The organism is Nonomuraea sp. NPDC049400, from assembly GCF_044466425.1.
In the GTDB taxonomy this organism is placed as follows: Bacteria; Actinomycetota; Actinomycetes; order Streptosporangiales; family Streptosporangiaceae; genus Nonomuraea.
Window position 1 is genome coordinate 45874 of the sequence record NZ_JBITMP010000069.1, and the last position, 7350, is coordinate 53223.

The 7350-nt window shown below is 68.3% G+C and carries 5 protein-coding genes and 2 pseudogenes; 6 read left to right on the top strand and 1 reads right to left on the bottom strand.

All coding sequences use genetic code 11. The features are described from left to right. The first annotated feature begins 34 nt into the window (after window positions 1–34). From ACIBVN_RS53960 to ACIBVN_RS53970, 3 genes and pseudogenes are all read left to right on the top strand, one after another. Complete coding sequence (locus ACIBVN_RS53960; RefSeq protein ID WP_397149566.1) at window positions 35–991, top strand: thiamine pyrophosphate-dependent dehydrogenase E1 component subunit alpha; 957 nt, start codon at window positions 35–37, stop codon at window positions 989–991. Further along, window positions 984–1994 carry an alpha-ketoacid dehydrogenase subunit beta gene (locus tag ACIBVN_RS53965; RefSeq protein ID WP_397149568.1) on the top strand — a complete coding sequence of 337 codons (1011 nt, stop codon included), beginning with the start codon at window positions 984–986 and terminating at the stop codon, window positions 1992–1994. Before ACIBVN_RS53960 ends, ACIBVN_RS53965 begins: the two co-directional genes overlap by 8 nt. A 32-nt stretch (window positions 1995–2026) precedes the next feature. After that, a pseudogene (locus tag ACIBVN_RS53970) lies at window positions 2027–2422 on the top strand (acetoacetate decarboxylase family protein); the annotation flags it as partial. A gap of 99 nt (window positions 2423–2521) precedes the next feature. Here the strand turns inward: ACIBVN_RS53970 and ACIBVN_RS53975 are convergent. Continuing rightward, window positions 2522–4630, bottom strand: a pseudogene (locus tag ACIBVN_RS53975) (DUF4158 domain-containing protein); the annotation flags it as partial. A gap of 624 nt (window positions 4631–5254) precedes the next feature. Between ACIBVN_RS53975 and ACIBVN_RS53980 the strand changes: the two are divergent. The 3 genes from ACIBVN_RS53980 to ACIBVN_RS53990 all read left to right on the top strand — a co-directional run bounded on the left by ACIBVN_RS53980 (window position 5255) and on the right by ACIBVN_RS53990 (window position 7163). Then, complete coding sequence (locus tag ACIBVN_RS53980) at window positions 5255–6028, top strand: class I SAM-dependent methyltransferase (protein WP_357637851.1); 774 nt, start codon at window positions 5255–5257, stop codon at window positions 6026–6028. Window positions 6029–6078: 50 nt separating this feature from the next. Then, window positions 6079–6372, top strand: a complete 294-nt coding sequence (locus ACIBVN_RS53985) for a hypothetical protein (RefSeq protein ID WP_349457801.1) — start codon at window positions 6079–6081, stop codon at window positions 6370–6372. 206 nt (window positions 6373–6578) lie between these two features. Then, window positions 6579–7163, top strand: coding sequence for a recombinase family protein (locus tag ACIBVN_RS53990; protein WP_397149571.1), 585 nt, complete (start codon window positions 6579–6581; stop codon window positions 7161–7163). The last annotated feature ends 187 nt before the right edge of the window (window positions 7164–7350 follow it).

The following is a 7350-nucleotide window of genomic DNA, read 5'->3' on the forward strand; positions in this document are numbered from 1 at the left end:
ATTTCGTACGAGAGAGAGGAGAGTGGGTACCCCCATGCCTGAAACAGCCACGCTGCTCGACCATCTGGAGTCGATGCGGCGGATCAGGTTCTTCGAGGAAGAGGTCGCCCGCCTGCGGGCGCGGGGTGACGTCGTCGGATCCGTCCACCTGTGCAACGGGCAGGAGGCGATCTACACCGGCGCCTGCGCGGCGCTGGACCTGAGCCGTGACGCGGTCTTCCCCACCTATCGTGGGCACGGGTGGACGCTGGCCTGCGGCGTGCCGCCGTACCCGCTGTTCGCCGAGTTGCTCGGCCGTCAGAGCGGGATCAACGGCGGTCGGGGCGGGTCGGCGTACCTGACGGCGCCCGAGTACGGCATGTACGGCGAGAACTCCATCGTCGGCGCGGGCGCTCCGATCGCCGCGGGCGCGGCGCTGGCCGCCGCCTACGACGGGTCGGGCAGGGTCGCGCTCGCCGCGTTCGGTGACGGCGCGATGAACCAGGGCGCGGTGCACGAGGCGATGAACTTCGCCGCCGTACGCCGCCTACCGGTGATCTTCCTGGTGGAGAACAACCACTACTCGGAGCTGACGCCGATCGCCGACATGGTGCGGGTGGACCGCCTGTTCAAGCGCGCGTCCGCGTACGGCATGCCGGGGGCGCGGATCGACGGCAACGACCCCGCGGCTGTCCGCGAGGCCGTCTCCGAAGCGGCCGGGCGGGCCCGTTCCGGCGAGGGACCCGTGCTGCTGGAAGCCATGACGCAGCGACTCGTCGGGCACTACATCGGCGACGCCCAGCACTACCGCCCCGCCGGGGAGATGGAGCGGGCGCTGGCCGACGAGCCGATCATCCGGCTCTTGGCCGTCCTGCGCGCCGCGGGCATCGGCCAGGACGAACTGGACGCCGACGCGGACCGCGTGCACGCCGAGATCGCCGAGGCTTCGAAGCGCGCGCTCGCCGACCCGCCGGCCGACCCGACCACCGTTCTGGAGCACCTGTATGCCTGAGCAGACCAAACGGCTCTCCTACGCCGAAGCCGTCAACGCCGCGCTCCGCCGCGCGCTGGCGGAACGGCCGGAGACCCTGCTGTTCGGCGAGGACGTGGCCGCACCCGGCGGCGTCTTCGGCGTGACCAAGGGGCTGCGCGGGCAGTTCGGCGACAGGGTGTTCGATACGCCGATCTCCGAGTCGGCCATTCTCGGCGGAGCCATCGGCGCCGCGATGTTCGGACGCCGGCCGATCGCCGAGATCATGTGGGCCGACTTCTCGCTGGTGGCCTTGGACCAGCTGGTCAACCAGGCGGCCAACGTCCGCTACGTCTCGCGCGGCCTGCTGGGCGCGCCGATCACCGTACGCACCCAGCAGGGCAGCGCCCCGGGCGCTTGCGCGCAGCACTCGCAGAGCCTGGAAGCCTTCTTCGCCCACGTCCCCGGACTGCGCGTGTGCATGCCCGCCACCCACCAGGACGCCTACGACCTCCTGCTGTCGGCGATCTGGAGCGACGACCCGGTGATCGTCATCGAGAACCGCACGCTCTACCACGCCGGCAAGCAGGACGTGCGGCTGGGCGGGGATGTGCCGTCCGTCGGAGGCGCCGCGGTGCGCAGGCCGGGATCGGACGTCACCGTGCTGACGTGGGGAGCCGTCCAGCAGGAGGTGCTGGCGGCGGCGGAGCGCCTGTCGGTACAGGGGAGCGAGACCGAAGTCCTCGACGCCCGATGGATCCGACCGCTCGACCTGGAGGCCGTGCTCGGCAGCCTCGCGCGTACCGGCCGGCTGGTCGTGGTGCACGAGGCGCACACCACCGGCGGGGTCGGCGGCGAGGTCGTCGCCGCGGTCGCCGAAGCAGGGGTGCCGTTGCGGTCCGCGCCGATCCGCGTGGGCGCGCCGCCGGTACGGATCCCGGCCGCGCCGTCGCTGGCGCAGGCCGTCATCCCGTCCGTCGACGTGATCGCCGACGCGCTGACCAGATCGGTGCACGGCACCGCCGTACCGGCAGGAAGGGAGTGAACGTGCACGCCACGGACAGGACCGCGGTCTCCATGCCCGCGTTCGCGCCCCTCTACGGCCTCGGCAGCGAGACGGCGTCGCTGCGCTGGCTGACCGTCGAGTACCGGACCCGCCCGGACGTCCTCGCGCGAGTGCTGCCACCGCCGCTGTGCCCTACCGAGGAGCCGATCGCCGCCGTCTGGGTCGCCGAGTTCGTCAGCGCAAGCTTCCACCTGCCGGACGGCGGTGTGGAGCGGCGGCCATCGTACATGCAGGCCGGGGTGTGCGTGCGCTGCCGGCGCGAGGACGAGGAGGGCGCCTACCCGCTCACGTTCTTCATCGAGGGGCTCAACCACGGCGTGCTCGGCCGCGAGCTCGCCGGCCTGCCGAAGAAGCAGGCCAGGTCGGTGCGACTGGAGCAGGACGAGACCGGCGTCTCCGGAAGCGTCGTGACCGCCCAGGACATCGAAGTGGTCACCGTCCGCGCGCACGCCACCGAGACCCCGCCGCAGCCGGTCGACCCCATCCCCTGGTGGTTCGGCAACCACTTCACACGCTTGATCGATCTTGGTGGCGGTGGTGTGCTTGTTGCTCGCCAGGGACAGTTCGTGCACGCTCACCTGTCCGCGCATGTGCGCGGCGACCTGGGCCGGGCCCAGCAGCGTCCCGTAGGCGAACGCGGTCAGCACGTACCGGGCCATCGCGTTGCGGATCTTCGGGTCGGAGCCGGAGGCGGGCCCGAAGTGGCGGTGCCATTTCAGCAGGTAGGCGGTACGGGTGAGGATGTCCAGCAGCGCCCGCTGCGGCAGCCGGTCATGGATGGCCGCCTCCAGTTCCAGCGCCTCCGGCCGCCGCTCGGCGCCCTTGCGACGGCGCAGCACCGGCCGGCCACCTTCCAGCAGCAGGTCGGTGTTGCCCGGGTAGCCAGTGTCCACCGCCGCGGCGGTGGCGGCGAGCTGGTCACGGTAGTGCGCGGTCAGCGCGCTCGCCTCGGCCGGGATCCCAGCCTGCGCGCAGAACGCCGGCACCAGCGCGCGGCACTCATCCCATGACATGAGCTGGTCGTGCAGGTTGGCAAAGGAATCCGAGCCGGTCACGGCGATGTCGCCGGAGCGCAGTTCGGCCGCCAGGTAGGAGAACACGCACACCTCCAGATGGCGGCGCACCAGCATCCCGGGCCGGCTCTTGTCGCGCAGGATCTTGCGCCACTGCCCCGAGGCGAAGGCCTCCACATGGATGCGCAGCGTCGTCTCGATTGGCTCCCCGCTGGGGCCGGGCGCCTCCAGAGTCATCTCCTCGGGCACGAACGCGGCCTTGGCACCGCGCAACGCGCGCAGGAACGCCACCGCCTCCAGCACGCTGCGCTCGGCCGTGGTGGCCTCCAGCTCGATCGCCTCAAGGAGGGTGAATAGCGCCGGGCGATGCGAGCGGTAGTACTGCTCCAGCAGCGGCAGATAGTTGTTGCCGTGATGCGCCGAGATCGCCTCATGTGCCCCGGTCAACGCCTCCACGCCGCCGGCCCGCTCCAACGTCTTCAGCACCAGGTGCCCGGCCCGCTCTGCGACCTCGGGCCCCGCCCCGTGCGCCGTCCCCTTCGGCTGCTGCGGTGAGAGCTGGCCGCCCTCCGGCGTGCTGCTCTCTTCCGGGACGAGGGCGTCGCGCACGGCCGACAGCACGTCACCGAACACCCCGAGCAGGCGCTCAGACTCGGCCCGATGAGCTTCGCGCAGCGCTTCCAGATGATCGCGACCCTTCTTGTGAATGGCCGCCATGCGCTTGCAGAACATGGTCACCACGTCATCGCGGACCCCGGTGGCCACCGTGTGGACGAAGCTCACCAGCAGCGTCAGCCGCTTGTCCTCACCCACCTTGCGCATGTCGGCCGCGCCGGTGACCCGCGCTTCCCCCGCAAAGTGCGCGATCTTGCCCGGCGGCACGCCCTGCAGCCACGACCCGGTCGGCCCCAGCGCGTCGATATCACCCAGCAGAGCCAGGCGCTCCTTGAACTTGCCCAGCGACGCCGCCTTGGCCACGTCCTTCAGCCGATCGAACTCGCTGCGCCGGCTGACCGGGTCAACCACCAGCAGCCGGGCCAGCCGCGCCCGCGCGGCCGCATCCAGCCGCCCCGTCACCGCCCGGAAGAACCCGGTATTCACCTCGGCGCGGATCGCCGCGACCATCGCGTCCAGCGTGGTGTAGCCCGGAAGCTCACACCGAGCGCGGACCAACTCCTCCAACGCCACATTGATCAGATCAGCCGGGTTGTCCTTGGACTGCACGACCTTACGGATCGCCTCCCCAGCGACCCGCCGCACCCGAGACGCCTCGTACGACACCCCCATGCGCCGACGGACGAACGCCCGATGCCGGCTGGCCGTCATCGCAGCCGCCTGCCGCAGCTCCACCTCCTCAGCCAGCCCCAGCGCTTCACGCACATGCCCGGCCACGGCCGTCGGCACCTCGCCGGTCTTCGGAAAGTACCCCAGCCGTTGATAGGACTTCAGCCACACCACCAGCATCAGCAGATGATGCTCATCCTGCGTGCGGCCGCGCGCCCAGGCCACCTCGGCATCAACCGGCGTGAAGTTCTCCGCCAGTTCCCGCGCTGTGACCACCCGCGGAAATCGCGGATATGCGGTCCGGTCTATCGAGGTCACCCACAACCTCCGAGACCATCACCAATATGACGGCACTCACCCTAACGATCAGTTGCCAGCCTGCGGTGTGTTTCTGGCGTACTCCGGCCGTACCCCGTGAAGAGGTGCCTGAAGGAGCTCACACTCCGGCGAAAGGCCCTCGATGGGGGCTAGAGGCGCTGAACAGCTAGTCGGCAGTGGCGTACGTCAATCAGCGCCCACTTACTGACGTATAAGATCCGTGACGTAGGCGTGACGACCTGTGGGCTACCCACTGCCCGCGCCTGTGACGTCGTTTGGGAGTCGGCCCGCTATCACGTACGCGCCTACGCGCCTACCTGCGCGGGTGGGCGCACGGGAGGCTGGCCGGGGTAACGCTGGCGGTCAGGTGGTGGTGCCGGCGATGCGGGCGGCGTGGCGGTGCTCGGCGGCGGTGTGTTTTCAAGCCTCTCGTAGATGATCAGTACTGGACACGCTGCGTATCAAGTTCGGACGTATTGATAGTTCCGAAGCGCCGACACCACGGCGAATGACGCGGATCAGCTCGCGCTATCCGCGGCATGCGCGGACGGGTTGTCCTTGCGAAAACCATTGGTGCCCGGCTTGCTCCGATGATGGACTGACGTCCCGCCGTGAGTCTGCCGCGTGACGGAGGTAGTGGTTGTGACGGATTATGACGTGCTTGCCGAGGTGTATGAATGGCTCATCTCGGATGCAAAGTTGCCTCCAGCCGAGTTCGCTGCGTCGTTCGATGACGTCCTCAGTCTCCTGCCGTCGAACGCTCACGTCCTCGACTGTTCGTGCGGAACCGGACAGTTGGCGGTTGGCCTCGCCGGTCGTGGCATGCAGGTTGTTGCAACTGACGCCAGCGAAGCGATGGTTCGTCGGACTGCAGAGTTGTCTGAGGAGTTCGGGGCATCCGTCCGGGCCATGCGGGCGAACTGGGAAGAGTTGCCCGACCATTTCGAGGACGACACGTTCGACATGGTGTTCTGCGTTGGCAACTCGCTTCACCATGCCGCGGGCGCGACAGGCAGGGGTGCTGCTCTGGAGTCGATGTCACGGCTTCTGCGCCCTGGCGGGCGCTTGGTGCTCACATCCCGCACTTGGGAACTCGTGAGGGCCAGAGGTTCCCGGCTGGACATCAGTGACCGACTCGTCCGCCGGAACGGTCGCGATGCCGTCGTGGTCTACCGCTGGGAGATTGCGCCGCATTGGGAGGAGGAGCACCACATCGAGATTGCGATCGCGCAAGTTGATGCGACTGGGCTGGTTCTTGTCCGCTCGGAACTGCTGTCCTGCTGGCCCTACCGGTACGAGGAACTCGAAGTCGAGCTGCACCGGGTCGGACTCCGGACGGAAGTGAGCACGTTCGATCTTGAGGCCGAGAACTATATGGTGGTGGCGAGCAAGGTATAGACACCGGGCTCTCAGTCCCCGGTCGGACCGCGCTGTTGCTAGCAGGACGCTTGCGCCCTCTCATCGGTGCGGGTCAAGCGGTCAACGCAACGCCTTGTAAGTACTTCGAGACCCGCAGCCGGACCGAAGAATGGGCCCAGGGCGGGCAGGCCGTCCAGATGAGGTTCTGGGACCGGCCGCTGCACGCGATGACCGAAGCCTTCACCGCCGCGGGCTTTCGCATCAGCGTCATCAGCGAACCGCCGTTCGTGCCGGAAGCCCGCGAACTGTTCCGCGAGGAGCTCAGCAGGATCCCCGGCACGAGGTTCCTGAGCTTCCTGTTCTTCGTTCTCGAAGCCAATTAGGTGCACACAGCAATGATCAATTGCCATGGTTAGCGCTTCAGCGTGCGATTCCCGCCAACTGAAGCGCTAAGTCACACGCGGTGTTCCGTAAGGGGATCCCCCACCGGAACACCCGCCAGCCACGACAGCACTCCAGGTCAGGGTGTTCCGTATAGGTGTTCCGCGTACTGTTCCGATGAAGGGACCTATCCGGAACACTTCAGAGCGTGAACGGGACCCGAGTCGGGTACGCGCGTTGCAGCACCGACGAACAAGACGTCGTGATCCCGACCGAGCAGCTCCTGGCCCTCGGCGTGCCCGCCGACCGCATCTACATCGACCGCGGCTTCTCCGGGACCACTCGCCGTAACCGCGCAGGCCTCGACCAGGCCCTGGCCGCCGTCTGGGACGGCACCGTGTTCACAGTGACGAAGTTCGACCGCTTCGCCCGCAACATGGCTGAAGCCAACGACATCCTGACCGACCTGTCCGGCCGGGGCGTGCTGTTCGGCCTGGGCGCCTCCGTCTACGACTGGAACGACCCGTTCGGCCGGCTCTTCCTGCAGACCCTCGCCATGGTCGCCGAATTCGAAGCGAATATCGGGCACCAGCGCACCCGCGAGGGCATGGCCCTGGCCAAGAGGAACGGCAAGCTCAAGGGCAAGCAGCCCAAGCTGCCCGAACCGGCGCGGCGTTCCATCCGCCGCCGCTACGCCGAAGGAGAGGTGTCCCTGGCCGACCTGGCCCTCGAGTACAGCGTCGGACGCTCCACCATCCACCGCATCATCCACGGACCAGAAGCTTCCAGGTAGGGCGACCACACGCGGAAGACGGACGTCACAGTTCGAGCAAGATCGTTCTCATCGATAACGACTGTTCCCCGGTTCCTCAACCCCGAGCACGCACGGCTTGACCGGGTCCTCGATCAGCCCGCCCGAGAACGCCCAGCCCGGACCGCCCATCATGATGACGTCCACCAGCAGGGTCCGCCCAGGACCG

Excerpts from the sequence above, each read along its gene's own strand:
- ACIBVN_RS53960 (WP_397149566.1), top strand. The coding sequence starts at position 35 with ATGCCTGAAACAGCCACGCTGCTCGACCATCTGGAGTCGATGCGGCGG.
- ACIBVN_RS53965 (WP_397149568.1), top strand. The coding sequence starts at position 984 with ATGCCTGAGCAGACCAAACGGCTCTCCTACGCCGAAGCCGTCAACGCC.